The organism is Streptomyces sp. NPDC031265, assembly GCF_055570295.1.
This window is the reverse complement of record NZ_JBVIHM010000041.1, coordinates 29,696-56,421: the sequence shown is the minus strand read 5'-3', so window position 1 is coordinate 56,421 and position 26,726 is coordinate 29,696. Positions and strand designations below refer to the sequence as shown.

General features: G+C 72.3%; 28 protein-coding genes. 12 read left to right on the top strand and 16 right to left on the bottom strand.

The genetic code is table 11. From position 1 onward, the window contains the following. Positions 1–216 precede the first annotated feature (216 nt). The gene (locus tag ACZ499_RS36935) at positions 217–480 is read left to right on the top strand and encodes a hypothetical protein (RefSeq protein ID WP_468681157.1); all 264 of its coding nucleotides are present in this window, start codon (positions 217–219) and stop codon (positions 478–480) included. Between the two features lie 342 nt (positions 481–822). Here the strand turns inward: ACZ499_RS36935 and ACZ499_RS36930 are convergent, their stop codons facing one another. Then, a complete protein-coding gene (locus ACZ499_RS36930; protein ID WP_468410841.1) occupies positions 823–1,593 on the bottom strand; it encodes a ferritin-like fold-containing protein in 771 nt (256 codons plus the stop codon). A gap of 455 nt (positions 1,594–2,048) precedes the next feature. Between ACZ499_RS36930 and ACZ499_RS36925 the strand changes: the two genes are divergently transcribed. Beyond that, positions 2,049–4,076 carry a DEAD/DEAH box helicase gene (locus ACZ499_RS36925; RefSeq protein WP_468681155.1) on the top strand — a complete coding sequence of 676 codons (2,028 nt, stop codon included), beginning with the start codon at positions 2,049–2,051 and terminating at the stop codon, positions 4,074–4,076. 114 nt (positions 4,077–4,190) lie between these two features. Beyond that, positions 4,191–5,054, top strand: a complete 864-nt coding sequence (locus ACZ499_RS36920) for an alpha/beta fold hydrolase (protein WP_468410837.1) — start codon at positions 4,191–4,193, stop codon at positions 5,052–5,054. 172 nt (positions 5,055–5,226) lie between these two features. On the opposite strand, the gene ACZ499_RS36915 is transcribed toward ACZ499_RS36920, so the two are convergent. After that, complete coding sequence (locus ACZ499_RS36915; protein ID WP_468681153.1) at positions 5,227–6,189, bottom strand: NYN domain-containing protein; 963 nt, start codon at positions 6,187–6,189, stop codon at positions 5,227–5,229. A 227-nt stretch (positions 6,190–6,416) separates the two neighbouring features. Here ACZ499_RS36915 and ACZ499_RS36910 point away from each other — a divergent pair, with 227 nt between their 5' ends. Continuing rightward, positions 6,417–6,569 carry a hypothetical protein gene (locus ACZ499_RS36910; RefSeq protein WP_468681151.1) on the top strand — a complete coding sequence of 51 codons (153 nt, stop codon included), beginning with the start codon at positions 6,417–6,419 and terminating at the stop codon, positions 6,567–6,569. Positions 6,570–6,676: 107 nt separating this feature from the next. On the opposite strand, the gene ACZ499_RS36905 is transcribed toward ACZ499_RS36910, so the two are convergent. The 4 genes from ACZ499_RS36905 to ACZ499_RS36890 form a co-directional block, all read right to left on the bottom strand. Further along, positions 6,677–7,282, bottom strand: a complete 606-nt coding sequence (locus ACZ499_RS36905; protein WP_468681149.1) for a MarC family protein — start codon at positions 7,280–7,282, stop codon at positions 6,677–6,679. Between the two features lie 101 nt (positions 7,283–7,383). Continuing rightward, positions 7,384–8,247, bottom strand: a complete 864-nt coding sequence (locus tag ACZ499_RS36900) for a PHP domain-containing protein (protein ID WP_468681147.1) — start codon at positions 8,245–8,247, stop codon at positions 7,384–7,386. Between the two features lie 119 nt (positions 8,248–8,366). After that, positions 8,367–9,005 carry a DUF6758 family protein gene (locus tag ACZ499_RS36895; RefSeq protein WP_468681145.1) on the bottom strand — a complete coding sequence of 213 codons (639 nt, stop codon included), beginning with the start codon at positions 9,003–9,005 and terminating at the stop codon, positions 8,367–8,369. A 401-nt stretch (positions 9,006–9,406) separates the two neighbouring features. Further along, the gene (locus ACZ499_RS36890; protein ID WP_371654553.1) at positions 9,407–9,991 is read right to left on the bottom strand and encodes a suppressor of fused domain protein; all 585 of its coding nucleotides are present in this window, start codon (positions 9,989–9,991) and stop codon (positions 9,407–9,409) included. 427 nt (positions 9,992–10,418) lie between these two features. Between ACZ499_RS36890 and ACZ499_RS36885 the strand changes: the two genes are divergently transcribed. Then, positions 10,419–11,546 (top strand): magnesium and cobalt transport protein CorA, encoded by a 1,128-nt coding sequence (locus ACZ499_RS36885; RefSeq protein ID WP_266983330.1) that lies wholly within the window; start codon positions 10,419–10,421, stop codon positions 11,544–11,546. On the opposite strand, the gene ACZ499_RS36880 is transcribed toward ACZ499_RS36885, so the two are convergent. Next, positions 11,524–12,438, bottom strand: coding sequence for a DMT family transporter (locus ACZ499_RS36880; RefSeq protein ID WP_468681143.1), 915 nt, complete (start codon positions 12,436–12,438; stop codon positions 11,524–11,526). The genes ACZ499_RS36885 and ACZ499_RS36880 overlap by 23 nt on opposite strands. Before the next feature lie 98 nt (positions 12,439–12,536). On the opposite strand from ACZ499_RS36880, the gene ACZ499_RS36875 reads away from it, so the two are divergent. Then, entirely contained in the window at positions 12,537–13,049 is a 513-nt protein-coding gene (locus tag ACZ499_RS36875; RefSeq protein WP_468681141.1) for a hypothetical protein, read from the top strand. A gap of 85 nt (positions 13,050–13,134) precedes the next feature. Here the strand turns inward: ACZ499_RS36875 and ACZ499_RS36870 are convergent, their stop codons facing one another. Next, on the bottom strand, positions 13,135–13,890 hold the full coding sequence (locus ACZ499_RS36870; RefSeq protein WP_468681139.1) for a hypothetical protein: 756 nt from the start codon (positions 13,888–13,890) through the stop codon (positions 13,135–13,137). A gap of 216 nt (positions 13,891–14,106) precedes the next feature. Between ACZ499_RS36870 and ACZ499_RS36865 the strand changes: the two genes are divergently transcribed. Genes ACZ499_RS36865 through ACZ499_RS36855 form a run of 3 tightly spaced genes read left to right on the top strand, consistent with a single transcriptional unit; the run spans position 14,107 to position 17,126 of the window. Continuing rightward, entirely contained in the window at positions 14,107–15,378 is a 1,272-nt protein-coding gene (locus tag ACZ499_RS36865; RefSeq protein ID WP_468681137.1) for a magnesium transporter MgtE N-terminal domain-containing protein, read from the top strand. Further along, entirely contained in the window at positions 15,371–15,952 is a 582-nt protein-coding gene (locus tag ACZ499_RS36860; protein WP_468681135.1) for a DUF1003 domain-containing protein, read from the top strand. The genes ACZ499_RS36865 and ACZ499_RS36860 overlap by 8 nt, the downstream gene beginning before the upstream one ends. Positions 15,953–15,992: 40 nt before the next feature. Then, positions 15,993–17,126 carry an Mrp/NBP35 family ATP-binding protein gene (locus ACZ499_RS36855; protein ID WP_371654547.1) on the top strand — a complete coding sequence of 378 codons (1,134 nt, stop codon included), beginning with the start codon at positions 15,993–15,995 and terminating at the stop codon, positions 17,124–17,126. A 168-nt stretch (positions 17,127–17,294) separates the two neighbouring features. Here ACZ499_RS36855 and ACZ499_RS36850 read toward each other — a convergent pair whose 3' ends face one another. From ACZ499_RS36850 to sigE, 5 genes are all read right to left on the bottom strand, one after another. Next, positions 17,295–17,981: a hypothetical protein gene (locus ACZ499_RS36850; RefSeq protein ID WP_468681133.1), complete on the bottom strand. Its 687-nt coding sequence runs from the start codon at positions 17,979–17,981 to the stop codon at positions 17,295–17,297. Positions 17,982–18,145: 164 nt separating this feature from the next. After that, entirely contained in the window at positions 18,146–18,613 is a 468-nt protein-coding gene (locus ACZ499_RS36845) for a sec-independent translocase (protein ID WP_468410812.1), read from the bottom strand. A gap of 223 nt (positions 18,614–18,836) precedes the next feature. Beyond that, positions 18,837–20,537 carry a S1C family serine protease gene (locus tag ACZ499_RS36840; protein WP_468681131.1) on the bottom strand — a complete coding sequence of 567 codons (1,701 nt, stop codon included), beginning with the start codon at positions 20,535–20,537 and terminating at the stop codon, positions 18,837–18,839. 84 nt (positions 20,538–20,621) lie between these two features. Beyond that, entirely contained in the window at positions 20,622–21,551 is a 930-nt protein-coding gene (locus tag ACZ499_RS36835) for a zf-HC2 domain-containing protein (protein WP_468681129.1), read from the bottom strand. Next, on the bottom strand, positions 21,548–22,348 hold the full coding sequence (gene sigE, locus ACZ499_RS36830) for an RNA polymerase sigma factor SigE (protein WP_468681127.1): 801 nt from the start codon (positions 22,346–22,348) through the stop codon (positions 21,548–21,550). The genes ACZ499_RS36835 and sigE overlap by 4 nt, the downstream gene beginning before the upstream one ends. Positions 22,349–22,500: 152 nt before the next feature. Between sigE and ACZ499_RS36825 the strand changes: the two genes are divergently transcribed. Then, positions 22,501–23,205, top strand: a complete 705-nt coding sequence (locus tag ACZ499_RS36825; RefSeq protein WP_385547762.1) for an O-methyltransferase — start codon at positions 22,501–22,503, stop codon at positions 23,203–23,205. Between the two features lie 143 nt (positions 23,206–23,348). On the opposite strand, the gene ACZ499_RS36820 is transcribed toward ACZ499_RS36825, so the two are convergent. Beyond that, a complete protein-coding gene (locus tag ACZ499_RS36820; protein WP_009997451.1) occupies positions 23,349–23,516 on the bottom strand; it encodes a DUF3117 domain-containing protein in 168 nt (55 codons plus the stop codon). A gap of 308 nt (positions 23,517–23,824) precedes the next feature. On the opposite strand from ACZ499_RS36820, the gene chcB reads away from it, so the two are divergent. Next, positions 23,825–24,625 carry a 2-cyclohexenylcarbonyl CoA isomerase gene (gene chcB / locus ACZ499_RS36815; RefSeq protein WP_468681125.1) on the top strand — a complete coding sequence of 267 codons (801 nt, stop codon included), beginning with the start codon at positions 23,825–23,827 and terminating at the stop codon, positions 24,623–24,625. Between the two features lie 30 nt (positions 24,626–24,655). Here chcB and ACZ499_RS36810 read toward each other — a convergent pair whose 3' ends face one another. Then, complete coding sequence (locus tag ACZ499_RS36810) at positions 24,656–25,243, bottom strand: DNA-3-methyladenine glycosylase I (protein ID WP_468681123.1); 588 nt, start codon at positions 25,241–25,243, stop codon at positions 24,656–24,658. Beyond that, positions 25,240–25,563 (bottom strand): DivIVA domain-containing protein, encoded by a 324-nt coding sequence (locus ACZ499_RS36805; protein ID WP_468410802.1) that lies wholly within the window; start codon positions 25,561–25,563, stop codon positions 25,240–25,242. The genes ACZ499_RS36810 and ACZ499_RS36805 overlap by 4 nt, the downstream gene beginning before the upstream one ends. A gap of 149 nt (positions 25,564–25,712) precedes the next feature. Here ACZ499_RS36805 and folP point away from each other — a divergent pair, with 149 nt between their 5' ends. Next, positions 25,713–26,573 carry a dihydropteroate synthase gene (folP, locus tag ACZ499_RS36800; protein ID WP_468681121.1) on the top strand — a complete coding sequence of 287 codons (861 nt, stop codon included), beginning with the start codon at positions 25,713–25,715 and terminating at the stop codon, positions 26,571–26,573. Positions 26,574–26,726 lie beyond the last annotated feature (153 nt).

The window sequence follows — 26,726 nt, the reverse complement described above, 5'->3', positions numbered from 1 at the left end:
CCCCCCCCCCCCCCCCCCCCCCCCCCCCCCCCCCCCCCCCCCCCCCCCCCCCCCCCCCCCCCCCCCCCCCCCCCCCCCCCCCCCCCCCCCCCTCCGCTGTGTCCGGGCTGTGCCTTCGCTGTGCTCCACACGGTGAGGGGAGGATTGCGCTCCGCGAGCCTCGGGTAGGACGGCAGTGACCTTGAATCGCCCGGTCACACCGCGGGAGGGACGCACATGCTCCTGGAAGCGCTCGGCGCCGTACTGCTCGGAATCGCCCTTGCCTGGACTGCCGCGTCCCGTCTGCCACACCGTCTGCCCGAGCGCCGGACCGTTTTCGCGGTGGGCACGCTCGGCGCCCTGTTCGGCGCCTTCCTGACCCACTCGGCGGTCGGCCCGGGCCACCTGGTGACGACGGTCGGGGGCGCCATGTTCATCGCGGTGGTCGCACTGTCCCTGCTGCTGCGCCCGGCGGGCCGCCTGCGCCGCTCAGCGGCGTAGGCGGCACCCCCTCAACCAGGCCCGGACCAGGGCCTGTCCGGCGCATCTTGTCTGGGATGTGGGGTCGTCCTGGCACGTCCTCCCCCAAGGCCTCAAGGGCCAGGGGGGACCTGGGACCCCCAGCGGCGTTGTCGTCGGTTGCCGACTCCCCCAAGCTCTCGACCAAGCTCTCGACTTCGTTCGAGCAGGGGCCCCCATCGCGTCGACGCCCTCCTCCGCCTTGCAGCATTGGGGTCTCCCCTGCTCGAACGAAGTCGAGAGCTTGGGGAAGCACCAGGACCCCGCTCACCAGGACCCAAAGGCGCAGGCACCTCGCAGGCGACCAGATCCGCCGGACAGGCCCTAGGCCGCCAGGCCCAGCGCGGCCATGCGCCTGGTGTGGGCCTTGGTGATCCGGGTGAACATCTCGCCGACCGCGGCCAGGTCGAAGCCGTCGGCCATGCCGCCGACCAGCATCGTCGACAGCGCGTCACGCTCCGCGACCACGCGCTGGGCCTGCGAGAGCGCCTCGCCCATCAGCCGGCGCGCCCACAGCGCGAGGCGGCCGCCCACCCGCGGGTCGGCCTCGATCGCGGCGCGCACCTTCTCCACCGCGAAGTTGCCGTGCCCGGTGTCGTCGAGGACCGCGAGCACCAGGCCGCGCGTGTCCGAGTCGAGCCGGGCCGCCACCTCGCGGTAGAAGTCACTGGCGATCGAGTCGCCCACGTACGCCTTGACCAGGCCCTCCAGCCAGTCCGACGGCGCGGTCTGGTGGTGGAAGTCGTCCAGCGCCTTGGCGAACGGCTCCATCGCGGCGGTCGGCTCCGCGTCGATCTCCGCGAGGCGGTCGCGCAGCCGCTCGAAATGGTGGAACTCGGCCGAGGCCATCTTCGCCAGCTCCGCCTTGTCGGCGAGCGAGGGCGCCAGCTTGGCGTCGTCGGCGAGGCGCTCGAAGGCCGCCAGCTCGCCGTACGCGAGCGCGCCGAGCAGATCCACCACGGCGGCCCGGTACTGCGGCTCGGCAGAGGCCGTCGCCCAGTCCTGGGCGGCGATCCCGGTGGGTTCCACTGTGTTCTCGGCGGTGTGCGCGTCGGCTTCGGTTCCGGCCGCGTTGGCGTTGTCAGGCGTCTCCATGAAGCGCACAATAGCCCGCTCCCGGCAGGGGGGAAGGGCCTGGTCAGCCAGAGCGCGCGACCGGTTCCCGGGAATTCGCCCAACACACATGCGCGAATCCGGGGTACAGTGGTAATGAGCCTGCCGAGGATCATGTATTCGGCGGGCGGCTTGATGAATGAGGATGCCCGGTCGGTCGCCCGGTCGGCTCCGACCCGACAGCCCTCCAGTGCGGCACGTGACAGTGCGTAACCGCAGATGAGGGACCCTCAGCGGCACGAGCGCTTGAGCGACGGCAGTGGTCCCGCGCCACCCGGCCCGGTCGATTCCCGACTCCGGCCGGATGCACCCGGCACGGTACGACCCGCCGCGTTCGCCTCCGTACCGCGTCTCACAGAAGAGGCAGCACCCTGACTACGTTCCGAGAGCTCGGGATCCTTCCCGAGACCGCCGAGGCCCTCGAAGCCGTCGGCATCGTGTCCCCGTTCCCCATCCAGGAGATGACGCTCCCCGTCGCGCTCTCCGGCTCCGACGTGATCGGCCAGGCCAAGACCGGCACCGGCAAGACGCTCGGCTTCGGTCTGCCGATCCTGGAGCGCGTCACCGTCCCGGCGGACGTCGAGGCGGGCCGGGCCAAGCCCGAGCAGCTCACCGAGGCCCCGCAGGCGCTCGTCGTGGTCCCCACCCGCGAGCTGTGCACCCAGGTCACCAACGACCTGCTCACCGCGGGCAAGGTCCGTAACGTCCGCGTGCTCGCCATCTACGGCGGCCGGGCGTACGAGCCGCAGGTCGAGGCGCTCAAGAAGGGCGTCGACGTCATCGTCGGCACCCCGGGCCGGCTGCTCGACCTGGCGGGCCAGCGCAAGCTGGACCTCTCCCACGTGCGCGTGCTGGTGCTCGACGAGGCCGACGAGATGCTCGACCTGGGCTTCCTGCCCGACGTCGAGAAGATCATCAACATGCTTCCGGCGAAGCGCCAGACCATGCTGTTCTCGGCGACCATGCCGGGCGCCGTCATCGGTCTCGCCCGTCGCTACATGTCGCAGCCCACGCACATCAGCGCCACCTCGCCGGACGACGAGGGCACGACCGTCGCCAACACGGCGCAGTTCGTCTACCGCGCCCACTCCATGGACAAGCCGGAGATGGTCGCGCGCATCCTGCAGGCCGAGGGCCGCGGACTCGCGATGATCTTCTGCCGTACGAAGCGGACGGCCGCCGACATCGCCGAGCAGCTCGCCAAGCGCGGCTTCGCCTCCGGCGCGGTCCACGGCGACCTCGGCCAGGGCGCCCGTGAGCAGGCGCTGCGCGCGTTCCGCAACGGCAAGGTCGACGTGCTGGTCTGCACCGACGTCGCCGCCCGCGGCATCGACGTCGAGGGCGTGACGCACGTCATCAACTACCAGTCGCCCGAGGAGGAGAAGACCTACCTCCACCGCATCGGCCGCACCGGCCGCGCGGGCAAGAAGGGCATCGCGATCACGCTGGTCGACTGGGACGACATCCCGCGCTGGCAGCTGATCAACAAGGCACTGGACCTGAAGTTCCCCGACCCGGTCGAGACGTACTCCACGTCCGCACACCTGTTCGAGGAGTTGAACATCCCGGCGGGCACGAAGGGCGTCCTGCCGCGTGGCGAGCGCACCCGCGCCGGTCTCGCGGCCGAGCAGGTCGAGGACCTGGGCGAGACGGGCGGCCGCGGCCGCAAGTCCGCGGCCCCGGTCGTGACCGAGGAGCGCCCCGAGCGCACCCGCACCCCGCGCCAGCGCCGCCGCACCCGTAGCGGCTCGACGCTCGACGCGGACGCTCCGGCGCCGCTGGCCACGGAACCGGCCGCCGAACCGGCCGCCGCGGACACCGAGCCGCGCACCCCGCGCCGTCGCCGCCGCACCCGGGTGGCCCCGGTGGAGGCGGCTCCGGCCGCCGAGGCCGTCGCCGCGGTGGCCGTGGCCGAGCCGATCGCCGTGGCCGAGCCGATCACCGTGCCGGTCGTCGAGGCCGTCGTGGAGGCCGTGGTGGAGGCCGAGTCCAAGCCGCGCCGCACCCGGGCCCGCAAGGCCGTCGCGGCCGTCGTCGAGGCGCCCGTCGTCCCGGCCCCGGCCGAGCCGGTCGCGGTGGCCGAGTCCGTCGCCGAGCCGGTGGCGGCCCCGCGTCGCCGCACCCGCAAGGTCGCGACGCCGGTCGTCGAGGCCGTCGTGGAGGCGCCCGCGAAGCCGCGCCGGCGCACCCGCAAGGTGGCCGAGTCGGCCGAGGTCGGCTTTATGACCCCGGAGTCGGCCGCGCTGGAGATCGCCGCGGCGAAGGCTGCGGAAGCCGCCACCAAGCCGGTCCGTACGCGCAAGAAGGCGGTCGCCGCCGTCGAGCCCGACGCGTCGGTCCCCGCCGAGCCCAAGCCGCGTCGTACGCGCGCCAAGAAGACGGTGGAGGCCGCCCCCGAGGCGACCGAGGCCGAGCCCAAGCCCCGCCGCACGCGCGCCCGCAAGGTCGCGGCGCCCGAGGCGTAAGCACACCGCACTTCGGCCCGGCATCCCCACGGGGGTGCCGGGCCGAAGTGCGTCCGGGCCCGCCCCGTGCGGCCCGGCGCTCCGGCCCCCGCACACCCCCGTTACGCTCGGCATATGAGCAAGCCCCGCTCCCTGGTCCTGCCTTCGGGCACGCGCGCGTACCCGCTGAGAACGCCCCGCGGCAGCTTCGCCGTGCTCGATGCCGGGCCTGTCGGGCCCGCGCTCGGCACCGCACTGCTGCTGCCCGGCTTCACGGGGAGCAAGGAGGACTTCCTCGCGCTCCTGGAGCCGCTCGGCCGGGCCGGGTACCGGGCGGTGGCGGTCGACGGACGGGGCCAGCACGAGAGCCCCGGGCCGCGTGGCGCGGCCGGGTACACACCCCGCACCCTCGCCGAGGACGTGATCGCGCAGACGGCGGCGCTCGGCGACGGGCCCGTGCACCTCGTCGGCCACTCCTTCGGCGGTCTGGTGGCCCGCTCGGCCGTCCGCGTCGCCCCGCCGTCCTTCCGGTCGCTGACGCTGCTGGCGTCGGGGCCGGGCCATGTCGGTCCGGATCAGCGGGCCAAGATCCGGCTGCTGCGGGCGGCCCTGCCCGTGCTGCCCCCGGCGGCGGTGTGGGCGGTGACGCGGTGGCTGGACAGCCGCGATCCCGCGTACGAGCCGGACACCCCGGACATCGCCGCGTTCCTGCGGCAGCGGTGGTTCAACACCCGGCCGGGCCAACTCATCGCCGCCGGGCGGCAGTTGAGGACGGAACCGGACCGGACCGAGAACATCGCCGCGCTGCCCCTGCCGCTGCACATCGCATACGGGGACGAGGAGACCGTGTGGACCGTCGAGGAGCTGGCCGCACTGGCCCGCGACACCGACGCCCGCCACACGGTGATCGCGGGCGCGGGCCACTCCCCCAACGTCACGCATCCCGAGGAGCTGGCGGCGGCACTGACGGAGTTCTGGGCGACGGGGCGGATCGTCTGACGCGGCGGTTCGACTGCGGGCCGGTGGGGGCCGGTCGCGCAGTTCCCCGCGCCCTCAGGTGGTCCGCCGCAGCCAGAGAACACAGGTCGGCCACAGGCTTCAGGGGCGCGGGCAACTGCGCGACCAGCCGCACACAGCCCGCAGCCGAACAACCGCACTCCCGGCGGAGCGTCTAGTACTGCGACTGCAAGTGCTGCCAGAACCCGTCCCGCAGCGCCCGCCGCAGATCCGCGTGTCCGCGCAGCGACCGCTGGAGCAGCCGTTCCGCCTCGACCAGGAGATCCTGGTCGACCGGGCCGGGCAGATACGGGTGGCCCGGCAGGAGTTGCGCCAGGGCCGCCCTGCCCCGCTCGGAGAGCCAGGTCGCGGCGATCTGCGCGCCCACGAACCGCACGTCGTCGCGCGTCGGCGTCGGCCCGCTGTCCTCGTACATCGTCACCTGCCGCCGGGTGACGTACGGCTTGCAGAAGTCCAGGTCGAACGTGCGCTGGCTGTCGACCTCCCACAGCAGCGGCTCCGCCTGGTTGCGCCCCTCCGCCGCCTCGATGCCCCACAGGTGGACCCGGGCGCCGTACCCCTGCGCCGCCTCGACCGCCGAGACCAGGTCCTCGTCGCCGCCGATGAGCGCCGCGTCGCTGATGGCGCGGTGCCGGGCGAGGGACTCCAGGTCGGAGCGGATCAGTGAGTCGACGCCCTTCTGCTGGTTGTTGGCGTTGAGGTTGCCGAGGCGGACCTTCACGTCCGGCAGCTCGGCGATCGACTGCTGCTCGGAGGTGTGGATGCGCCGGCGCGCACCGTCGTACCAGTACACGCGGAGCAGCCGGCTGTCCGCGAAGATCGTGCGCGCCTTGTCGATGAAGGCCTCGATCAGCCCCTCGGCGTCGAGGTCGAAGGACCGGCGGTCCTCCGTCCCGGCGACCAGGAGGCCCGCCGCCGCGTACACATAGCCCGCGTCGACGAAGATCGCGTGCGTGGAGGGCGTCTTGGCCACCTCGGCCAGCATCCGCCGCAGCAGCTGGTTGGTGTGCTCCAGCTGCGCGCCGATGTCGGACGCGACGGATCTGCCCGGGTCGCGAAGGCTGCCCGGGTCGCTCGGGCCGTCGGGGGGGCCTGGGATGTCGCCTGCTTTGCTCATTGCCCCCATTCTCCGTGGCGTGACCGATCCCACACAACCGATGCCTTACCTGCCAGTATTTAGCCCGTGAAAAAATTTCCTTAGCGTAGGGAATGTTTGCCAAGGGCAACCCGTTGAACAGACGTAACGGGCGGGCAACCGTCCGGACTCCGTGAGGGTGCAGGCTGAAGCCGCGCCACCCCGCACCAGTAGTTCTCCTTCAGGAGGATCAGACGAAGGGAGAAGCCATGCGCTTCGAAATCATGCGCCTCAACGACGTCGACGGCTCCGCCGTGGACAGCACCGTCGTGGACGCCGCCTCCGTCAACCGGATCGTGCAGCAGGCCGCCGCAATCGGCCAGCGCATCTACATCCGCCCGTTCGAAAGCTCGGCTTCGTAACGCGTAAGGATCTTCTACGCGGCAAGCCGAAGCGCCCCCGCACCGATCGGTGCACGGGGGCGCTTTTTGCTGCGGCGGACGGGATCGGGCTCAGGCCCTGAGGCAGGTCAGGTGCTGTGGATCACCTGGGTGACGCCGTTGATGATCTGCTGCACCGCGAGCGCGGAGAGCATCATGCCCGCGAGCCGCGTCACCAGGACCACACCGCCGTCCTTGATCACCCGGATGATCAGCAGCGAGTACCGCATGACCAGCCAGAGCACGATGTGCATCGCGAGGATCGCGGCCCACACGGCGACCTGTCCGGAGAACGTGTCGTGGTTCTGGACCGCGAGGATCACCTGGACGATCGCGCCGGGCCCGGCGAGCAGCGGCATGCCGAGCGGCACCAGCGCCACGTTGACGTCCTTGGTCTGCTTCGGCTCGTCCGTCTTGCCGGTGAGCAGGTCGAGCGCGATGAGCAACAGCAGCAGACCACCCGCGATCATCAGCGCGGGGACGTCGATGTGCAGATACGCCAGGATCTGGTGGCCCACCAGACCGAACACGGTGATCACACCGAGGGCCACGGCCGCGGCCTGCCACGCCATCTTGCGCTGCACCTTGGCGGGGCGGCCGGAGGTGAGCGCGAGGAAGATCGGTGTGATCCCGGGGGGATCCATGATGACAAAAAGGGTGAGGAACAGGGAGCCGAAGACGGCAGCGTCGAACACGGTGGTGCCTTGCAGGAAGAGGGGTGTACGGAGCAGAGGGGGACCCCGCCGGGCGGAGTCCTCTGGGGAGGGGAAGGGAAGGGGCCTCGGCGGCCCAGGCCTCAGCGGCCGGTTCCGCCCGCGCCCGGGACGGGGAACGCGCCCGTCGCACGGCGGGTGATCTCGCCGTAGATCTCGGGGTCGGTGGTGCACTCCCCGAGCCGTACGGCCTTGCGGCCGCCGTGGTAGTCGCTGGAGCCGGTGGTCAGCAGACCGAGCTCGGCCGCCAGTCCTCGCAGCCTCGCGCGCGTGGGCGCGTCGTGGTCCGTGTGGTCGACCTCGATGCCGTCGAGACCGGCCGACGCGAGCTCGGCCATGACCGACTCGGGCACGACCCTGCCGCGCTTGAGGGCGAGCGGATGCGCGAAGACGGTGACCCCGCCGGCGGCCTTGACCAGCCGGATCGCGTCGAACGGGTCGAGCTCGTGCTTGCCGGCGTACGCACGTCCGCCGTCCGCCAGCCACTCCGGTACGAACGCCTCCGACACCGAGCCGACGACGCCCAGTTCGACCATCGCCTCGGCGACGTGCGGGCGGCCCACCGAGCCGTCGCCCGCGATCCGCGCCACCTGCTCCCAGGTGACCGGGACGCCCAGCTCCTGGAGCTTGGCGACCATCGCCCGGGCGCGCGGCACCCGGTCGTCGCGGACCAGCTCGCGCTCGCGCGCCAGCTCCGGCTCGTCGGGGTCGAAGAGGTACGCCAGCATGTGCAGCCCGATGCCGTCGACACGGCAGGAGAGCTCGGCGCCGGTCACCAGGGTCAGGCCCGCGGGGAGCGCGGCGGCCGCCTCGGCGTGGCCGCGGGTGGTGTCGTGGTCGGTGAGCGCGATGACGTCGAGACCGGCGGCGGCCGCGTTGCGGACCAGCTCGGCCGGGGTGTCCGTACCGTCGGAGGCCGTGGAGTGGGTGTGCAGATCGATGCGCACGCGTGACTCCAGGGCGTAGAACCGGCGGGGGGACAATCAAGGATAGCTGCGCGTAGCCCCTGTCCCGCCCGTGACGGCTGTGGCGGTCACCGCACCCGGGGCGCCTCGCCCCGCGCCCGTCACGACAGGATCCGCGGCGACAGCGCCCCGCACGGCACCAGCTCGACCTCGGCGCCCGCGTCGCGCAGATCGGTGAGGACCAGCTCGTCGTAGAGCAGCAGACCCGACTGCTCGGGCCAGACGATCGCCCACAGCCACAGCCCGCGCGCCTCGCCCGCGAAGACCGCGCGGTCGTCGGGCGTACCGGTCACGTGCCAGAGCGGGGTGGGGCGTCCGGCCGCGAGGACCTTGGTCTGCGGCGGTTTGTCGACGCTCATGTACGGGCCGGGGTCGGGGCCGTCGATGCCCGCGTACCGCGCGCCGAGGCCGACGCCCAGCTCCTCCGCGACGAGCAGCAGCTCACCGATGCCGCCCAGCGGGCCGGGGCCGGAGCAGGCCACGGCGGTCGCGCGCCCGCCGCTGCGGTCGTCGCCCGCGCACGCCACGCCCGTGAACAGCCAGCCGATCGGCAGCGGCCACGGCATCCAGACGGGCACCCTCGCCCGGTGCACCACGACGCCGAGCGCCTCGACGCTCGGGGGGACCACCGGCTGCAGCGGATGCACCGTCCCGTGCACATCGCACTGCCAGGAGTCGGCAAAGAGACCGGGCGCCCTGACCCGGCCTCCACACTTCGGGCAACTGGGTTCGCCCCTCATAAATGCCCACGGTCCTCCCCGTCCCGCGCCGCGTCAAGGACGATCACCCGTCCGGCGTGTGGCAACCGGGGAGAGCCCGGGCACCCGGACCAGGGCCTGTCCGGCGGATCTTGTCCGGGACGCGGGGTCCTGGCACGCCCTCCCCCAAGGCCTCAAGGGCCAAGGGGGGACCGCCAGCGGCGTTGTCGTCGGCTGCCGACTCCCCCAAGCTCTCGAATTCGTTCGAGCAGGGGGACCCCCATCGCGTCGACGCCCTCCTCCGCCTTGCAGCATTGGGGTCTCCCCTGCTCGAACGAAGTGGAGAGCTTGGGGAAGCACCAGGACCCCGCTCACCAGGACCCCGCTCACCAGGACCCAAAGGCGCAGACACCTCGCAGGCGACCAGATCCACCGGACAGGCCCTAGTCCAGCCGCACAGAGCCACGCAGCGGATCCCGCAGGTCCGTCCCGTTCGCCAGCCAGCGCTCCTCCAGCTCCTGCGCCCCGCGCACCCGCTTCCAGGCGGCCTCGTTGGTCGTCATCGGCAGCAGCGGCAGGAAGCGGACCGGGTCCATCGGGTCGTCGAGCTCCAGGTCCTCGACGAGCCCGCCCGGCTCCGCGACCAGGACCGAGCTGAACGGCGCCCCGGGCCACAGCGGTTCCCCGATGTCGAGCGAGGCGCCGGGGGCCACGATCACGCCCTCGACCTGCGGGGTGGACGCGAGGACGGCGAGCGGCCGCAGCACCTGGTCGGTGTCGGCGAGCCCGGCCCGTACGGACAGGACCAGCTCGGCTCGCGGGCCCTTGACCGGGTCGGCGAGGGCGGCGGCCGGGTCGGTCATGGGCTGGGCCGACATGCCGAGCGTGGCGTAGCGGACGATGTCCCCGTCGGCGAAGCGCAGCACCTCGATGCGTTCCGTACCGAGGAAGGTCACCGCGGCGCGCGCGTCCGGTTCACCGAGGGCGGTGCGCAGCCTGGCCTCGACGAGAGCAAGAACATCAACCATGAGTTGAGCATAGAAGCCGTATCGAACGAGCAAAGTACGGACTTGACACTTGCGCCGGCTGATAGTCTTGGCCGCTGTTCAGGGCAGCAGGAAGTCCCTCACGGGGGACCGGCCGGAGGAGGTGGGGCTGCGATGGATCGAAGTCGGCCTGGCAGTACCAACCGCTCTTCCGTGCGCCTTCGTTGTTCCCTGTGATCGAGACCTCCCTACCCGGACGCCTCACCGGGAAACCTCTGAGTCTCATGGCATTTCGCACGGCGGAAGAGCACATCGCCTCGCCCAGTCCGTTTCAGTAGCGAACGCCGTCACCGCACCCGCGGTGCCGCCCGCTTTGCGGACGTACGCAGATGTTGCAGTCGTCGCGTCACGTCCCCATTCCGGGCAGTGCCACGTCCGCCCGGCGGCCCCTCCGTGAAGGAGTCCTGCCATGTCCATGATTCGTGACCTGCGCGCCGCGGTCCGCCCCTCCCTGCGTCCGTCACTGCGCAAGAGCACCGCCCCGTACAACTCGTACGACCCCACCCGCGACCCCTCCGCCAGCAGCGCGGTCGTCGACTGCGCTGTCTACCGCGACGGGCTGCGCACCCAGGCCGACTCGTGCCTGTCGCCGCGCGAGGCGATGCGGCGCGTACGCGAGGACGGCGGGTTCGCCTGGATCGGGCTGCACGAGCCGACCGAGGCCGAATTCGCCGGTATCGCGGCCGAGTTCGGGCTGCATCCGCTGGCCGTGGAGGACGCGGTCCACGCCCACCAGCGGCCCAAGCTGGAGCGGTACGACGACACGCTCTTCACCGTCTTCAAGACGGTCCACTACGTGGAGCACGCCGAACTCACCGCGACCAGCGAGGTCGTGGAGACCGGCGAGGTCATGTGCTTCACCGGGCGGGACTTCGTGATCACCGTCCGGCACGGCGGCCAGGGTTCGCTGCGGGCGCTGCGCAAGCGCCTCCAGGACGACCCCGAGCTGCTCGCCAAGGGCCCCTCGGCCGTGCTGCACGCCATCGCGGACCAGGTGGTCGACGGGTATCTGGCGGTCGTGGACGCGATGCAGGACGACATCGACGAGGTCGAGATCGACGTCTTCTCGGCGCCGTCCAAGGGCAGTCCGCGCGGTACGGACGCCGGGCGGATCTACCAACTCAAGCGCGAGGTCCTGGAGTTCAAGCGGGCGGTCTCGCCGCTGCTGCGGCCGATGCAGCTGCTCAGCGAGCGGCCGATGCGGCTGGTCGACCCGGACATCCAGAAGTACTTCCGGGACGTCGCCGACCACCTCGCGCGTGTGCAGGAGCACGTCGTCGGCTTCGACGAGCTCCTGAACTCGATCCTCCAGGCGAATCTGGCGCAGGCGTCGTTCGCGCAGAACGAGGACATGCGCAAGATCACCTCATGGGCGGCGATCATCGCCGTACCGACGATGGTGTGCGGGGTGTACGGCATGAACTTCGACCACATGCCGGAGCTGCACTGGAAGTACGGCTACCCGCTCGTGCTGGCCGCCATCGCCGGAAGCTGTCTCGTCATCCACCGCACCCTCAAGCGGAACGGTTGGCTCTGACGACGAGCGCGAGCCCGGCGAGGATCACCACCAGCGCGGGCCAGGCGAGCGCGGGCGGCTGCTGGCCCAGCCAGAGCGCCGCGATGAGGGCGGCGCCCGGCGTCTCCAGGAGGATCGCCGTGGACGTCACGGACGCCCCCAGGCCCCGCACCACCCGGTTGAGCAGGGAGTGGCCGAGCAACTGGGCGGCGACGGTGAGCGCGGCCAGCTTGGCCCAGGTCACTCCCGAGTACGAGGTGAGGTCCGCGCCGCTCGCCAGACAGGCGGCGAGCAGCCCGGCGGCGGCCGTCCCGTAGCAGAGGTACGTGTACGGAACCGTGTCCACGGTCCGCCGGACCTCGGCGCCGAGCAGCACGTACCCGGCGGCCGCGATGCCGCCGCCGAGCGCGAGCGCGTCACCGGCGAGGGCACGCGGCGAGGTGGTCATGTCGACGCCGGTGAGCATCACCACGCCCGCGCAGGCGACCAGCGTCCCGGCCCACACCATGGCGGGCGGGCGGTGGCCGCGCAGGCGCAGCGCGATGGTGGTCCAGATCGGTGTGGTGGTGCACAGCGCGGTCGAGGACGCCACCGACGTCATCCGCAGGCTCGGCAGCCACAGCCCGAAGTGCAGCGCGAGCAGCGCCCCGGCGGCGACCGCGAGGCCCACCTCACGCCGGGTCAGCCCGCGCAGCTGCGCCCGGTACCTGACCGCGGCGAGCGGGGTGAGCGCCCCGACGGCCATGGCGTTGCGCCAGAACGCGATGGCCAGCGCGGGGGCCGTCGTCGCGGCGATGAGCGGCGCGGAGAGCGACACACTGGCGATGGCGACGGCGAGCAGCGCGAAGTCCACCCGGGGGACGGCCGGAGCGGCGGTCAGGGCCGGGGTGGCGGCGGGCGCGGTGGTGGGCACGGCAAGAGCGTAAGGCGCTAAACATATTTACGGAACTGTCGGTCCATGCTGTGGACAACACCGCCGACCGCGTCCCGGCCGTCCCATAAAGTGGCCCCATGACACCTGCGCTGCTCGACCGGGCCCTCGTCGAGGAGGCCACCAAGAAGTCCGGGCTGATCTGGGTGCGGGGCACCGGGACCGCCGACCGGGCGCTGTGGCACGTCTGGCACGACGGCGCCGCCTATGTCGTGGGCGGCGGGCCGGGCGAACAGCCGCTGGAGGGCCTGGCCGACGGCGGCACCGCCGAGGTGACCGTCCGCAGCAAGGACAAGGGCGGCCGCCTGGTGGCCTGGACGGCCGCGGTGAGCGAGGTCGCGCCGCACGGCGAGCTGTGGGAGACGGTGGCCGCCGAGCTGAAGGCCAAGCGGCTGAACGCACCGGACGGCGAGGCGGTGACGGGCCGCTGGGCGCGGGAGTGCCGGGTGCTGTGCCTGGCGCCGGCCGAGGTCCGCACCACGATGCCCGAGGGCTCGCTCGCGGCCCGGCCGGTGGAGACCTCGGCCACCACGCGGCGGCCGATGCCGGCGGCGCTGCCGAGGCTGCTGCTGAAGCGGAAGCGTCGCCGCTGAGCGGGCCGGACACGTTGTTGTGCGTCTGGGGGCCGTCGTGGGCTGGTCACGCAGTTCCCCGCACCCCTGAGGCGTGCGTGCCCCACTACGTCTTGGGAAGCCGGCTCCCGTAATCCACCGTCGCGTCCTTCGTCGGCGGTGCCAGGGCGAAGTCCTGGTTCCAGTCGCCCAGTTCGAGCGCGCCCGCGCCGCCCGCGCGCTCGAAGCGCAGGGGGTACGGGGTGCCCTGGAGCGAGACGTCGAGCGTGCCGCCCTCGCCGTTCTTGCCCGCCTTGACGCGGATGGTGCCCACCTCGCCGACCTTGGACCGGTCGCCCTTGGAGAGCTCGCCCTGGAGCCCGAGCATGCCCTTCAGGAGCACGCTCTTGTCCGTGAAGCCGCGCAGCTCCTGGTACGAGGGGTCGCCCGAGGGCACCTTGACGTACTTGTCGTCGAGCTTGCCCGCCGCCGCCGCGCTCCCCGAGTCGTCGGAGCGCTTGTCGTCCCGGTGCGACCAGAACCCGGCGTCGGCCTTCAGATAGAGCTCGTCGCCCACCCGCAGCAGCCCGAACGTGGTGCTCTTCGAGGTGACCGTGCCGGTGGCGCCGGTCCCCTTCAGCCGCATGTCGATCCTGTACGAGCCGCCCTTGCTGACCAGCGTGCCGCTGAGGTGCACCGCGTCGGCACCGTCCGCAGCCGTGCGCGCCTTGCCCTCGATCTCGGTGGCGGAGAGCTTGCCGACACCGTTGGTGCCCTCGTCCGGGTCCGAGGAGCACGCCGTGACGGCCGTGGCGAGCCCCGCGCAGAGCGCGATGGGGAGCGCGGCCCGGCGGGCCCGTACGGACAGGGAGCGAGTGGTCACCGGCACACGGCCTTTCGTCGGAGCGCGCGAGGTGGGGGGCGCGAAGTCGGGGTCGGCAGACCGCACCCTACCCGGGCCGTCTACGCTGCCCGGCAGAGAGCCGTACGGACGCCCCTCAAAGGCGCACCGGATGGTCACCGGCTAGCCTGAATCAGATATTCAGCGCCATTTCAGGTCAGGACACGGTCGGATCACGCCCAAGAGGAGGCGCTCAGCATGGCGGCAGGCGCCCCCCGGATCTTCGTTTCGCACCTCTCCGGCGTCGCCGTCTTCGACCCCAACGGCGACCAGGTGGGCCGGGTACGCGACCTGGTCGCCATACTCCGGGTCGGCCGCCGCCCGCCCCGGCTGCTCGGCGTCGTCGTCGAGGTGGCCGGCCGCCGACTGATCTTCCTGCCGATGACCCGGGTCACCGGCGTCGAGTCCGGCCAGGTCATCACCACCGGCGTCGTCAACCTGCGCCGCTTCGAGCAGCGCCCCACCGAGCGGCTGGTCCTGGGCGAACTCCTGGACCGCCGGGTCACCCTCGTCGAGAGCGGCGAGGAGGTGACGGTTCTGGACGTGGCCATTCAGCAGCTGCCCGCCCGCCGCGACTGGGAGATCGACAAGGTCTTCGTACGGCGCGGCAAGAGCGGCGCCCTGCGGCGCAAGGGCGAGACCCTGACCGTCGAGTGGTCCGCGGTCACCGGCTTCTCCCTGGAGGAGCACGGCCAGGGCGCCGAGAGCCTGCTCGCCACCTTCGAGCAGCTGCGCCCCGCCGACCTCGCCAACGTGCTGCACCACCTCTCCCCCAAGCGCCGCGGCGAAGTGGCCGCGGCCCTCGACGACGACCGGCTCGCGGACGTGATGGAGGAGCTGCCGGACGACGACCAGGTGGAGATCCTCGGCAAGCTGAAGGACGAGCGGGCCGCCGACGTCCTGGAGGCGATGGACCCGGACGACGCCGCCGACCTCCTCTCCGAGCTGCCCGAGGAGGACAAGGAGCGGCTGCTGACCCTGATGCAGCCGGACGACGCGGCGGACGTGCGCCGGCTGCTCAGTTACGAGGAGCGCACCGCGGGCGGTCTGATGACCACCGAGCCGATCGTGCTGCGTCCGGACGCCACGGTCGCGGACGCCCTCGCGCGCGTACGCCAGCAGGACCTCTCGCCCGCGCTCGCCGCGCAGGTGTACGTGTGCCGGCCGCCCGACGAGACGCCGACCGGCAAGTACCTGGGCACGGTGCACTTCCAGCGGCTGCTGCGGGACCCGCCGTTCACCCTGGTCTCCTCGATCGTGGACAACGACCTGCCGCCGCTGTCCCCGCAGACCCCGCTGCCCGCCGTGACCGCGTTCCTCGCCGCGTACAACATGGTCGCCGCGCCCGTCGTCGACGACAGCGGCTCGCTGCTCGGCGCGGTCACCGTCGACGACGTCCTGGACCACCTGCTGCCCGAGGACTGGCGCGAGGCGGAGTTCCACGCCCCCGAGGGGGGCTCGCATGGCTGACCGCACCGAGGAGCGCGAGCGCACGCGCGCGGCGGGGGCGAGCGCCGTGGCGCGCGGCCCGCGCGGCCGCCTCGACCAGCCGCGCGCCCCGCGGCCGCGCCTGCTGCCCGAGTACGACCCGGAGGCGTTCGGCCGCTTCTCCGAGAGGATCGCCCGCCTCCTGGGGACCGGGCGGTTCATCGTCTGGATGACCCTGGTCATCATCCTCTGGGTGGTCTGGAACATCTTCGCGCCGGCGTCGGTGCGCTTCGACGAGTACCCGTTCATCTTCCTGACCCTCGCCCTGTCGCTCCAGGCCTCGTACGCGGCCCCGCTGATCCTGCTAGCGCAGAACCGGCAGGACGACCGCGACCGGGTCAACCTGGAGCAGGACCGCAAGTCCAACGAGCGCTCCATCGCGGACACCGAGTACCTCACCCGGGAGATCGCCGCCCTGCGGATGGGCCTCGGCGAGGTCGCCACCCGCGACTGGATCCGCTCGGAACTTCAGGACATGATCAAGGAAATGGAGGACCGGCGGGTCGTATTCCCGCTGGAGGCTCCCCACAGAAGTGACGAATCCGACCGCCGTTAGGGCTTTCCCGGGGCGGGACCCGGCGCCGTACCATCTCCATATGGTTACGGATGACGCGGTGCGCGAGGCACTGGCGACAGTGAACGACCCAGAGATCCACCGACCGATCACTGAGCTCGGCATGGTCAAGACGGTCGAGATCGGGACGGACGGGGCGGTCGCGGTCACGGTGTACCTGACGGTCTCCGGCTGCCCGATGCGCGACACGATCACGAAGAACGTGACCGAGGCGGTCGAGCGGGTCGAAGGCGTCACGCGCGTCGACGTCACGCTCGACGTGATGAGCGACGAACAGCGCAAGGAGCTCGCGACATCGCTGCGCGGCGGCACCGCCGAGCGCGAGGTGCCCTTCGCCAAGCCCGGCTCGCTGACCCGCGTCTACGCGGTGGCGTCCGGCAAGGGCGGCGTCGGCAAGTCCTCGGTGACGGTGAACCTCGCCGCGGCGATGGCGGCGGACGGGCTGAAGGTCGGTGTCGTCGACGCCGACATCTACGGGCACTCGGTCCCCCGCATGCTGGGCGTGGACGGCCGTCCCACCCAGGTCGAGAACATGATCATGCCGCCGTCGGCGAACGGTGTGAAGGTCATCTCCATCGGCATGTTCACCCCGGGCAACGCCCCGGTCGTATGGCGCGGCCCGATGCTCCACCGCGCCCTCCAGCAGTTCCTGGCCGACGTCTACTGGGGCGATCTGGACGTCCTCCTGCTCGACCTGCCGCCGGGCACCGGCGACATCGCGATCTCGGTGGCCCAGCTGGTCCCGAACGCGGAGATCCTGGTCGTCACGACCCCCCAGCAGGCGGCCGCCGAGGTGGCCGAGCGGGCGGGCTCGATCGCGGTCCAGACCCACCAGAAGATCGTCGGCGTCGTCGAGAACATGGCGGGCCTGCCGTGTCCGCACTGCGACGAGATGGTCGACGTGTTCGGCACGGGCGGCGGCGAGAAGGTCGCGGAGGGCCTGACCAAGACGACCGGCACGAACGTGCCGGTGCTCGGCTCGATCCCGATCGACGTCCGCCTGCGCGAGGGCGGCGACGACGGCAAGCCGGTCGTCCTCTCCGACCCCGACTCCCCGGCGGGCGCGGCGCTGCGAGCGATCGCGGGCAAGCTGGGCGGCCGCCAGCGGGGCCTGTCGGGCATGTCGCTGGGGATCACGCCGAGGAACAAGTTCTAGAGCAACTGATACGAGTAAGGGGCGCCCACGGTTGCTGGGCGCCCCTTACTCATGGCTGCGGCACGGACGGCCAGGGGCGCAGGGCTGTGTCGTCGTGCGGCTCCGCCGCGTGGGCGCGACCAGCCCAAGACGGCCCGCGGACAAACCGCGCACCCGCCCGGCGGCGCCTCACGCGTAGGACGTGATGTCCTTGACGACGGCGAACCCGAGCCCATACGCGCTCAACCCTCGCCCATACGCCCCCAGATGCACCCCGCCTCCGGCGGGCCCCGCGGACCCGGCCAGGACCCACCCGAACTCGGACTCCCGGTAGTGGAACGGCGTGGCCACCCCGTCGACCGGCAGCGACAGCGTCGTCCAGTCCGGCCCGGCCAGATCGTCCGCCAGCTCCCACGCCGTCTCGGTCTGCTGGTCCAGCCAGTCGCCGCGCAGCACATGGTCCATCTGGGCGGGCCACGTGAAGGAGAGCAGCCCGGACCCGGCCAGCCAGGCCGCGGAGGAGACCGAGGTGGCCTCCAGCACTCCCGTACCGTCGCCGCTGCGGCGCGTGGGGTTGGCGGGCACGCTCACGACCACCGCGAAGCGCTCGCGGCCGGCGGCGGAGCGGTCGGCCGCGTCGGGCCGTATCGACGGCTCGTCGCCGTGGCCGGTGGACCCGTGCTGCACGGTGCCGTCGGCCGCCGTGGCCACCTGCATCAGCCAGCGCGGCCCGCTGAAGGCCTCGTCCAGGCCGTACCAGGCGAACGGCGCCCGCAGATAGCCCTCGACCGCACGCCGGGCCGCCGGCACCCCTTCCGGTGTGGACGGGGTGTCCTCGGTGGACCCCTGTGCCGCTACCCGACTCGTCGTCTCCACTGCCCGGCCGCCTCCTCGATCCGTAGGTGTCCGGAGCGGCCCGCCCCCCTCGGGCGTCCTGGCTGCCGGACCTATGGAGGATAGCCACCCCGGTCCCGCCCACCGGGAATGACGGTGCGGAGGTGGCTCAGATTGACGTCCTGTACGAAACCCGGGGGGTGGTGTCAGGTCGCGTCGGCGTCGTACGGGGGGCGCTCGCCGGGGTCGAGCTTCTCGCGCTTCTTGAGGAGGTCGGGCGTACCCGAGACACCCGCGGCCGAGCCGTTGGCGGCCGTCGTGGGCGCGCCGGACCCGGTGGGCGCGCTCTCGCGGCCGTGCACCGCGTCCGCGACCTCTTCCATGTCCTTGCGCAGGTCGAAGCTGTTGCGGATCTCCTTGAGACCCAGGTCGTCGTTGTCCATGAGCTGCTTGCGTACGAACGTCTTCGGGTTCAGGTCCTCGAACTCGAAGTCCTTGAACTCCGGGCCGAGTTCGGCACGGATGTCCGCCTTGGCGGTCTCCGAGAAGCTGCGGATCTTGCGGATGAACCCCGACACGTCCTGGATCAGCTTGGGCAGCTTGTCCGGGCCGAAGACGAGCACAGCGAGGACCACGAGGGTGACGAGCTCCATGGGCCCTATGTCGTTGAACACCTAGCTGCTCCTCGTGGCTCTGCTCCCGGGTCCAGTCATGGACCGCTCCACGGTACCCGCCGAAACTGTCGAAACGGTACCTACCCGGTGACCTTTGGCCGCCGCTTGCCCCCCTGGTGACCGATAGGTGACCAGAGGGGCGAACCGTGGCGGGCCGTGGCGAGCGGCCGAGGGAAACGCCGGGAGCACGCCAGGAACACGTCAGGAGCAGGGCAGCGGCAGGTCAGGACGTTGCGGAGCCGAGCGTGAGGGTCAGCCGCTGCTCCCCGCCGCCGCGCTTGAGCGTCAGCTCCAGGCGGTCGCCGGGGCGGTGCGAGCGGATCTTGACGATCAGTTCCTCGGCGCTGTGCACCCGCTGGCCGTCGACCTTGGTGATCACGTCCTCGGGCCTGATGCCCGCGGTGGCGCCGGGACCGCCGGGGGTCACGGACGGCTTGCCGTCGGCGGCCTTGGCGCCGACCCGGGCGCCGTCGCCGGTGAACTTCATGTCGAGGGTCACCCCGATCACCGGGTGGGTGGCCTTGCCGGTGTTGATCAGCTCCTCGGCGACCCGCTTGCCCTGGTTGACCGGGATCGCGAAGCCCAGGCCGATGGAGCCGCCCTGCCCGCCGCCGTCGCTCTTGCCCGCGGCGCGGATCGCGCTGTTGATGCCGACGACGTGGGCGTGCGAGTCGAGCAGGGGGCCGCCCGAGTTGCCCGGGTTTATCGGGGCGTCGGTCTGGAGCGCGTCGACATAGCTGACGTCGCTGCCGTCGCCCTTCTCGCCGCCCGCCGTGATCGGGCGCTCCTTGGCGCTGATGATGCCCGAGGTGACGGTGTTGGAGAGGTCGAAGGGGGCACCGATGGCCACCACCGGGTCACCGACCTGGACGTTGTCGGAGTTGCCGAGCGGCAGCGGCTTCAGCCCGGAGACACCGGTGACGCGGACCACGGCGAGGTCGTACCCGGAGTCGCGGCCGACCACCGTGGCGCGTGCGGTCTCGCCGCCGCTGAACGTCACGCTGATGTCGCCGGACGAGCCCGCGGGCTCCACGACGTGGTTGTTGGTGAGGATGTGCCCGGAGTCGTCCAGCACGAAGCCGGTGCCGGTGCCGGACTCGCTCTCCCCGCTGACGTGCAGCGTGACCACGCCCGGCAGGGCGCTAGCGGCGATCCCGGCGACGCTGTCGGGCGCGCGTCCGGTGGGCCCCTTGCCGGCCTGCGGCAGATCGACGGGCGTGGCGCCGGTGCGCTCGATGTACGCGCCGACCCCGCCGCCGATGCCGCCCGCGACCAGCGCGAGGACGACGGCCCCGAGGACGAGCGCCCCGCGCCGCGGCTTCCGCCTCTCCGGCACCCCGGCCGTGCTGAGCGGCTGCCCGGCCGCGCCCCAGGGGTCGTACTGCACCCACTGGGACGAGGGCGGCACCGGCGGCACGCCTTCCGGTACGGGGTACGGGACCGGGGCCTCCGGCGCCGGGTACGCCCCCTGGGTCGGGACCGCTCCTGCGACCGGCGCGGGCCGCTGCACGGGCGGCGCGGGCGCCCACGGCCCCGGCCCGCCGTACGGCGGCGTCCCGTACGGATCAGGGGCGTGCAACGGCTGCCGAGGCGGCACGGGGCCCTCGGGCCGGGCGGGGTCGTGGACCGACTCGCCGGCCGACGCGGGCTCTTGGGCGGGCTCGCCGGCCGGCGCGGGCGGCGCAAGCCGATACGCGGACTCGTCCTCGACCGGCTCCCCGGGAGCGAGCGAGTACGGCACCTCCCCGTCGCCGGAACCTTGCGGCCCGCCGGGAACCGCTACGTCCTGCGCACCCGGCGCCGAAGCCGCAGGTGCCTCCGGCGGAGCCAGGTCGTACGTCTCCTCGGCCGTGGAGCCGTCCCCGCGCGGGGTGGGACGGCTCCACCATCTCGCCTTGGGCCCGGTGGGCTTCCCGTCGTTCATGCTCTCCCCGCAACTGTCCTGCGTGCCCCAGGGGCACCCTCCCAGGGATTCAACCAGGTTTGCCGGGAGGAGCGCAGGGCACGGTCAGTGCCGGGGAGCCGCCAGATGCGTCGGCGGAGCGGACGGGGTCGCGCCGGAGAGCGCGGACAGCGGTGAGACCGGCCGCACTGCCAGGGTGGCGGCCGCCGGGCGTATCAGCGGAGGCAAGGACGAACCGCTCAGCAGAGCGGCACGGAACGGATTGCCGAACTGCTGCGGGGACGGCTGGGACGGGACTCCGTTCAACCCGGCCAGACCCATCGCGACCGGCGCCGTGGACTCCGGGGCCACCGGTGCGCTCGCCACGCCGCCCCGTCTGCGCTGCGACTCCGCGGACAGGGGTGCCCCCGAGGACGGACCGGCCGACGGACGCTGGTCCCGCAGCGGCGTGACATTGCTGCCCGACCCCTCGCCCCGGGCCGACGTCTCCGCCCCCGAGTCCGACGGGACCGCGCCGCCGAGCGCGATCGCCGCGAGGGAGACGGCGCTGGCGGCGGCGAAGGCGATCCTGCGCCCGCGCCACGGCGAGCCCGAACGCTCCTCGGGGCGGGCCACTTCGTGGATCCGGAAGCCCCGCCCGGGCAGCCCGCCGCCGAGGACGGCCGCATGGGCCCCGCCGGGCACATAGCCGAAGCCTCCGACCGGGTCGCGCGGATCGCTCAGGACTCCGGGCGAGAAGACCCCGTCGGCAAGGCGCCCCCCGCCGAATGGTCCCCGACCGTCGTCGTCACCTCCGGGTCCCCCGGGCAGCCCCTGGAGCCGGGCCAGCAGGCCCTCGGAGGGGACGGGCGGTGCCGTCTGCGCGAAGACGCTCTTGACGCGGCGCTGCGCGTCGGCCTCGGCCTTGCACTTGGGACAGGTGGCCAGATGCGACAGGACACGCTCGCGCGCGTCATGGCTGAGCTCGCCGTCGACCAGGGCGGCGAGACGGTCCCCCAGATGCTGCTCTGCGGGAGTGGGACTGGTGCCGGTCACGCGGCCCCCTCTCCGACCGCCCCCGGGGCGCCGTGCGCCACCCCCGCGAGGGCACGCTGCTGCTCGGCGCGAGCCTCGGGCGAACGGTGCTGGAGGGCCTTGCGCAGATGCGAGCGGCCGCGGTGGATCCGGCTGCGCACGGTTCCGAGCTTCACGCCGAGGGTGGCGGCGATCTCCTCGTACGACAGTCCCTCGATGTCGCAGAGCACTACGGCGGCGCGGAACTCGGGCGCGAGGGTGTCCAGCGCCTGCTGGACGTCGGCGTCGAAGTGCGCGTCGTTGAAGACCTGCTGGGGGGACGGGTCGCGGCTGGGCAGGCGCTCGGCCGCGTCGTCGCCCAGGGCGTCGAAGCGGATGCGCTGGCGGCGGCGGACCATGTCCAGGAAGAGGTTGGTGGTGATCCGGTGCAGCCAGCCCTCGAACGTGCCCGGCGTGTAGGTCGACAGCGAGCGGAAGACGCGGACGAAGACTTCTTGGGTGAGGTCCTCGGCGTCGTGCTGGTTGCCCGTCAGGCGGTAGGCGAGGCGGTAGACGCGGCCGCTGTGCGTGCTGACGATCTCCTCCCAGGTGGGAGGGGTCCACGCCGGGGAATCCGCGTCGGCGAAGGTCGCGGTGGCTGCGGAGGTGATGGGAGTCCCTCCCATGCCATTGAGGCCATGGGGGCTGTCAGCGGTGTAGGTCACGGATCTCGGCTCACCTGCCGACCTGAGAAAGCGCCGGAGCACTCCTCCCCGATCCACAGGCGCAGCCGCACCTCCCCTGTCGGCTCTGGTGGTGTCCAGCGGAGCCCCTACCATAGCCACCTCGCCCGTTAGCTCCGGATAAGAATCTTTACGCGCATTTGGGACTGGCTTCGTGCCCCTCGAACCGCGCTGCTTCCCGGACCGCTCGGGGACCGGGATTCCGTACTCGTCCATGTCTCCCCCCGCCCTTCATAACGCCCGGTCCCATCTGCGGGTTCCCGGGTGCAGCGGATACAGTCACCCGTGCGCGCCAACTACGGGGACAGGAGAGGGCCATTACCGCCAACCGGCAGACGAGCTGGGCGTTCGCCGACGCCTTTGTCGCCGAGGACGACGCGCTGCGCTGGGCCCGCGAGCGGTCCCGGGAGGCAGGACTGCGTTCGGTGTCCCCGGGAACCGGCGCCGCGCTGCGCCTGCTCGCTGCCACCGCCGACGCGAAGGCGGTCGCCGAGATCGGCACCGGAACCGGCGTCTCCGGGATCTATCTGCTGCAGGGCCTGCGGCCGGACGGCGTGCTGACCACCGTCGACCCCGAGGCGGACCGCCAGCAGTTCGCCAAGCAGGCGTTCCGCGCGGCGGGCTTCGCCGGGAACCGGGCGCGTTTCATCCCCGGGCGCGCCCTGGACGTGCTGCCGCGGCTGGCCGACGGCGGATACGACCTGGTGTTCTGCGACGGCGACCGGACGGAGTCCCTGGACTACCTCGCCGAATCGTTGCGCCTGCTGCGGCCCGGCGGAATCGTCTGCTTCGAAGGGGTCTTCGCCGACGGCCGTACGGTCGACTCCGGCGTCCAGCCCGCCGAGGTGCTGCGGCTGCGCGACCTGCTGCGGACCGTACGCGAGAGCCAGGAGCTCGTCGGGTCGCTGCTGCCGGTGGGCGACGGGCTGCTCTGCGCCGTGAAGCGGGCGTGACCCCTCACCGAGGGCGCCCGCCGAGATTCTCTTCCGGCCGCGTGCGCGGGTCCGGAAACGCGGGTCCGGAAACTACTCCGCCCCGGGCCGGTACATGAGTACCGGCCCGGGGCGGAGGCAGATTGGGGGTCAAGCCCGCTGAATCAGCCGACGACCTTCTTAAGAGCGTCACCGAGCGCCTCGGCCTCGTCCGGGGTCAGCTCGACCACAAGCCGTCCACCGCCTTCGAGCGGAACGCGCATGACGATGCCCCGCCCCTCCTTGGTCACCTCGAGCGGGCCGTCGCCCGTCCGCGGCTTCATGGCCGCCATGCTGTTTCCCCTTCCTGAAACCAGCTCATCGCAGCCGGCGGCCCCTGACAGGCACCGTGTTACCGGCATCGAACACATTGCTTCCAGGTCATTATCCCGCATCGCAGGACCCGATGACCAACATCGGTCGGCATCGCTTGCGCAACGCGCTCTATCAAAACCACCCAATTCGGCGATCCGCCTGCGATACTTCGCCACCCTCGGTCCGGGTCGTGGCCGGGAATGTTTGACGCAGGTCACATGTGCGGCGCCGATGATCTCCGCCATGCTGGGCGGACACGACACCGCAACGGAGGGGATCCATCCCAATGGCCGACACCGTGCTCTACGAGGTGACCGACGGGCTCGCGACGATCACGCTCAACCGTCCCGACGCCATGAACGCCATGAACACCGAGGCCAAGGTCGCCCTGCGGGACGCGGCGCGGGCCGCCGCCGCGGACCCCGCGGTACGGGCGGTCCTGCTCACGGCGACGGGCCGGGCGTTCTGCGTGGGCCAGGACCTCAAGGAGCACGTGAGCCTGCTCGCGGCGGACCGCGAGGCGGGCACCGGCTCCACGATGAGCACGGTCCGCGAGCACTACAACCCGATCGTGAAGGCCCTGACCGAGATGCCCAAGCCGGTCGTGGCAGGGGTGAACGGGGTCGCGGCGGGCGCGGGCTTCGGCTTCGCGCTGGCGGCCGACTACCGGGTGGTGGCGGACACGGCCGCCTTCAACACGTCGTTCGCGGGGGTCGCGCTGACCGCCGACTCGGGCGTCTCCTGGACGCTCCCCCGCCTGATCGGCCACTCGCGCGCCGCCGACCTGCTGCTCTTCCCGCGCTCCGTCTCCGCTCAGGAGGCGTACGAGCTCGGCATCGTCAACAAACTGGTCCCGGCCGCCGAGCTGGCGGCCGAGGCGGCCGCCGTGGCGCGCGCGCTGGCCGACGGCCCGACGCTCGCGTACGCGGCCCTCAAGGCGTCCCTGGCGTACGGGGCCGGGCACTCGCTCTCCGAGGCGCTGGAGAAGGAGGACGAGCTCCAGACCCTGGCGGGGGCGTCCGAGGACCACGGGATCGCGGTGGCGGCGTTCCTGGCCAAGGAGAAGCCGAAATATGTGGGGCGCTGAGCCATTCGGGGAGCCACAGCCCCGTACCCCTTAAGGGGTACGTCCGCTCCGGGCCACACAGTCCGTCAGATGGTCGTCCACCAGACCGCACGCCTGCATCAGCGCGTACGCCGTCGTGGGGCCGATGAAGCGGAGGCCGCGCTTCTTGAGGGCCTTGGAGAGCGCCGTCGACTCGTCGGTGACCGGGGGGACGTCCGCCAGGGTGCGGGGGGCCGGGCGGGAGGCGGGGTCCGGGGCGTACGACCAGATGAGCTCGTCCAGCTCGCCGGGGGCCCAGTCGGCCAGTACGCGCGCGTTGGAGAGGGTCGCCTCGATCTTGGCACGGTTGCGGATGATCGATTCGTCGGTCAGCAGCCGCGCCGCGTCCTCGTCGGTGAAGGCGGCCACCTTGGCGATCCGGAAGTCCGCGAAGGCGCGGCGGAACCCCTCGCGTCGGCGCAGGATGGTGATCCAGGAGAGGCCCGACTGGAAGGCCTCCAGGCACAGCCGTTCGTAGAGGGCGTCGTCGCCGTGGACCGGGCGGCCCCACTCGGTGTCGTGGTACGCCACGTAGTCCGCGGTGGACAGCCCCCACGGGCAGCGCAGCCGGCCGTCCGGGCCGGGGATGGCGGTGCTCACTTGCGGGGCTCCTCGTCGCGGGGGGCGTGGGCGGCGCTGAGCGCCTCCCGCAGATCGGTGATCCGGGCGTCGCGCTCGGCGAGCTCCGCGGCGAGGCGGCTCAGCACGTCGTCGACGTCGGCCATCCGGTAGCCGCGCGCGGCCACCGGAAGCCGCAGCGCGTCGATGTCCGCGCGCTCGACGGGGCGGCCCGCGGGCAGCGGGTCGGTGAGCCGCTCGGGGCCCGTCTCGGGCAGTACGGCACCGTCGCCGCCGCCCACCACGGCCAGCGTGACCGCGGCGACCACCACGACCATGGCGATCAGCAAGAACCAGAACACGCGCGAAACCTCTCCCCGGCAGCCGGAAACCGTCGGGTCCGATCGTGCCATGCGGAGCTGGGAGTTAGGGTCTGTCGGTCGGCACAGGCCGGACCCGCCGGACACGGAACCTGAGGTCACGGGCGTCTTACCCGAGGAGGAAACAGCGGATGCTGCGGCTGGGAAGGCGCGAGTTCGACGCGCACGAGCCGGTGATCATGGCGATCGTCAACCGGACCCCGGACTCCTTCTACGACCAGGGTGCGACGTTCCGGGACGAGCCCGCGCTGGCCCGCGTGGAGCAGGCGGTGTCAGAGGGGGCTGCCATCATCGACATCGGCGGGGTCAAGGCGGGCCCCGGCGAGGAGGTGACGGCCGAGGAGGAGGCGCGGCGCACGGTCGGCTTCGTGGCCGAGGTGCGGCGGCGGCATCCGGACGTGGTGATCAGCGTCGACACCTGGCGCCACGACGTCGGGGAGGCGGTCTGCGAGGCGGGCGCGGACGTGCTGAACGACGCGTGGGGCGGGGTCGACCCGAAGCTGGCGGAGGTCGCTGCGCGGTACGGGGCGGGGCTGGTGTGCACACACGCGGGCGGCGTGGAACCGCGCACCCGGCCGCACCGGATCGCGTACGAGGACGTGATGGAGGACATCCTCCGGGTCACGGTGGGGCTCGCCGAGCGGGCGGTCGCGCTCGGAGTGCGGCGGGACGGGATCATGATCGATCCCGGTCATGACTTCGGCAAGAACACCCGCCACAGTCTGGAGGCGACCCGGCGGCTCGGCGAGATGACGGCGACGGGGTGGCCGGTCCTGGTCTCCCTGTCCAACAAGGACTTCGTCGGGGAGACGCTGGACCGGCCGGTCAAGGAGCGGGTGATCGGGACGCTGGCGACGACGGCGGTGTCGGCGTGGCTGGGGGCGCGGGTGTACCGGGTGCACGAAGTCGCCGAGACCCGTCAGGTGCTGGACATGGTGGCGTCCATCGCCGGCCACCGTCCGCCTGCTGTGGCACGGCGCGGGCTGGCGTAGCCGGGGCTTCGCCCCGGGGGCCCTGCTTTTCCCTGCGGGCTCGGTGGGGGCTGGTCGCGCCCACGCGGCGGGGCCGCACGATGTCACAGCCCCACGCCCCTTGAATGCCGCTGCGCGGCATCCCGTGGGCGCCACGAAGGGGCGGGGTGGGGG

What these genes read in the sequence shown, in the direction of transcription:
- ACZ499_RS36935 (WP_468681157.1), top strand. Translation starts at nt 217, where the DNA reads ATGCTCCTGGAAGCGCTCGGCGCCGTACTGCTCGGAATCGCCCTTGCC.
- ACZ499_RS36930 (WP_468410841.1), bottom strand. Translation starts at nt 1,593, where the DNA reads ATGGAGACGCCTGACAACGCCAACGCGGCCGGAACCGAAGCCGACGCG.
- ACZ499_RS36920 (WP_468410837.1), top strand. Translation starts at nt 4,191, where the DNA reads ATGAGCAAGCCCCGCTCCCTGGTCCTGCCTTCGGGCACGCGCGCGTAC.
- ACZ499_RS36915 (WP_468681153.1), bottom strand. Translation starts at nt 6,189, where the DNA reads ATGAGCAAAGCAGGCGACATCCCAGGCCCCCCCGACGGCCCGAGCGAC.
- ACZ499_RS36910 (WP_468681151.1), top strand. Translation starts at nt 6,417, where the DNA reads ATGCGCTTCGAAATCATGCGCCTCAACGACGTCGACGGCTCCGCCGTG.
- ACZ499_RS36895 (WP_468681145.1), bottom strand. Translation starts at nt 9,005, where the DNA reads ATGAGGGGCGAACCCAGTTGCCCGAAGTGTGGAGGCCGGGTCAGGGCG.
- ACZ499_RS36890 (WP_371654553.1), bottom strand. Translation starts at nt 9,991, where the DNA reads ATGGTTGATGTTCTTGCTCTCGTCGAGGCCAGGCTGCGCACCGCCCTC.
- ACZ499_RS36885 (WP_266983330.1), top strand. Translation starts at nt 10,419, where the DNA reads ATGTCCATGATTCGTGACCTGCGCGCCGCGGTCCGCCCCTCCCTGCGT.
- ACZ499_RS36875 (WP_468681141.1), top strand. Translation starts at nt 12,537, where the DNA reads ATGACACCTGCGCTGCTCGACCGGGCCCTCGTCGAGGAGGCCACCAAG.
- ACZ499_RS36865 (WP_468681137.1), top strand. Translation starts at nt 14,107, where the DNA reads ATGGCGGCAGGCGCCCCCCGGATCTTCGTTTCGCACCTCTCCGGCGTC.
- ACZ499_RS36860 (WP_468681135.1), top strand. Translation starts at nt 15,371, where the DNA reads ATGGCTGACCGCACCGAGGAGCGCGAGCGCACGCGCGCGGCGGGGGCG.
- ACZ499_RS36855 (WP_371654547.1), top strand. Translation starts at nt 15,993, where the DNA reads ATGGTTACGGATGACGCGGTGCGCGAGGCACTGGCGACAGTGAACGAC.
- ACZ499_RS36840 (WP_468681131.1), bottom strand. Translation starts at nt 20,537, where the DNA reads ATGAACGACGGGAAGCCCACCGGGCCCAAGGCGAGATGGTGGAGCCGT.
- sigE (WP_468681127.1), bottom strand. Translation starts at nt 22,348, where the DNA reads ATGGTAGGGGCTCCGCTGGACACCACCAGAGCCGACAGGGGAGGTGCG.
- ACZ499_RS36820 (WP_009997451.1), bottom strand. Translation starts at nt 23,516, where the DNA reads ATGGCGGCCATGAAGCCGCGGACGGGCGACGGCCCGCTCGAGGTGACC.
- chcB (WP_468681125.1), top strand. Translation starts at nt 23,825, where the DNA reads ATGGCCGACACCGTGCTCTACGAGGTGACCGACGGGCTCGCGACGATC.
- folP (WP_468681121.1), top strand. Translation starts at nt 25,713, where the DNA reads ATGCTGCGGCTGGGAAGGCGCGAGTTCGACGCGCACGAGCCGGTGATC.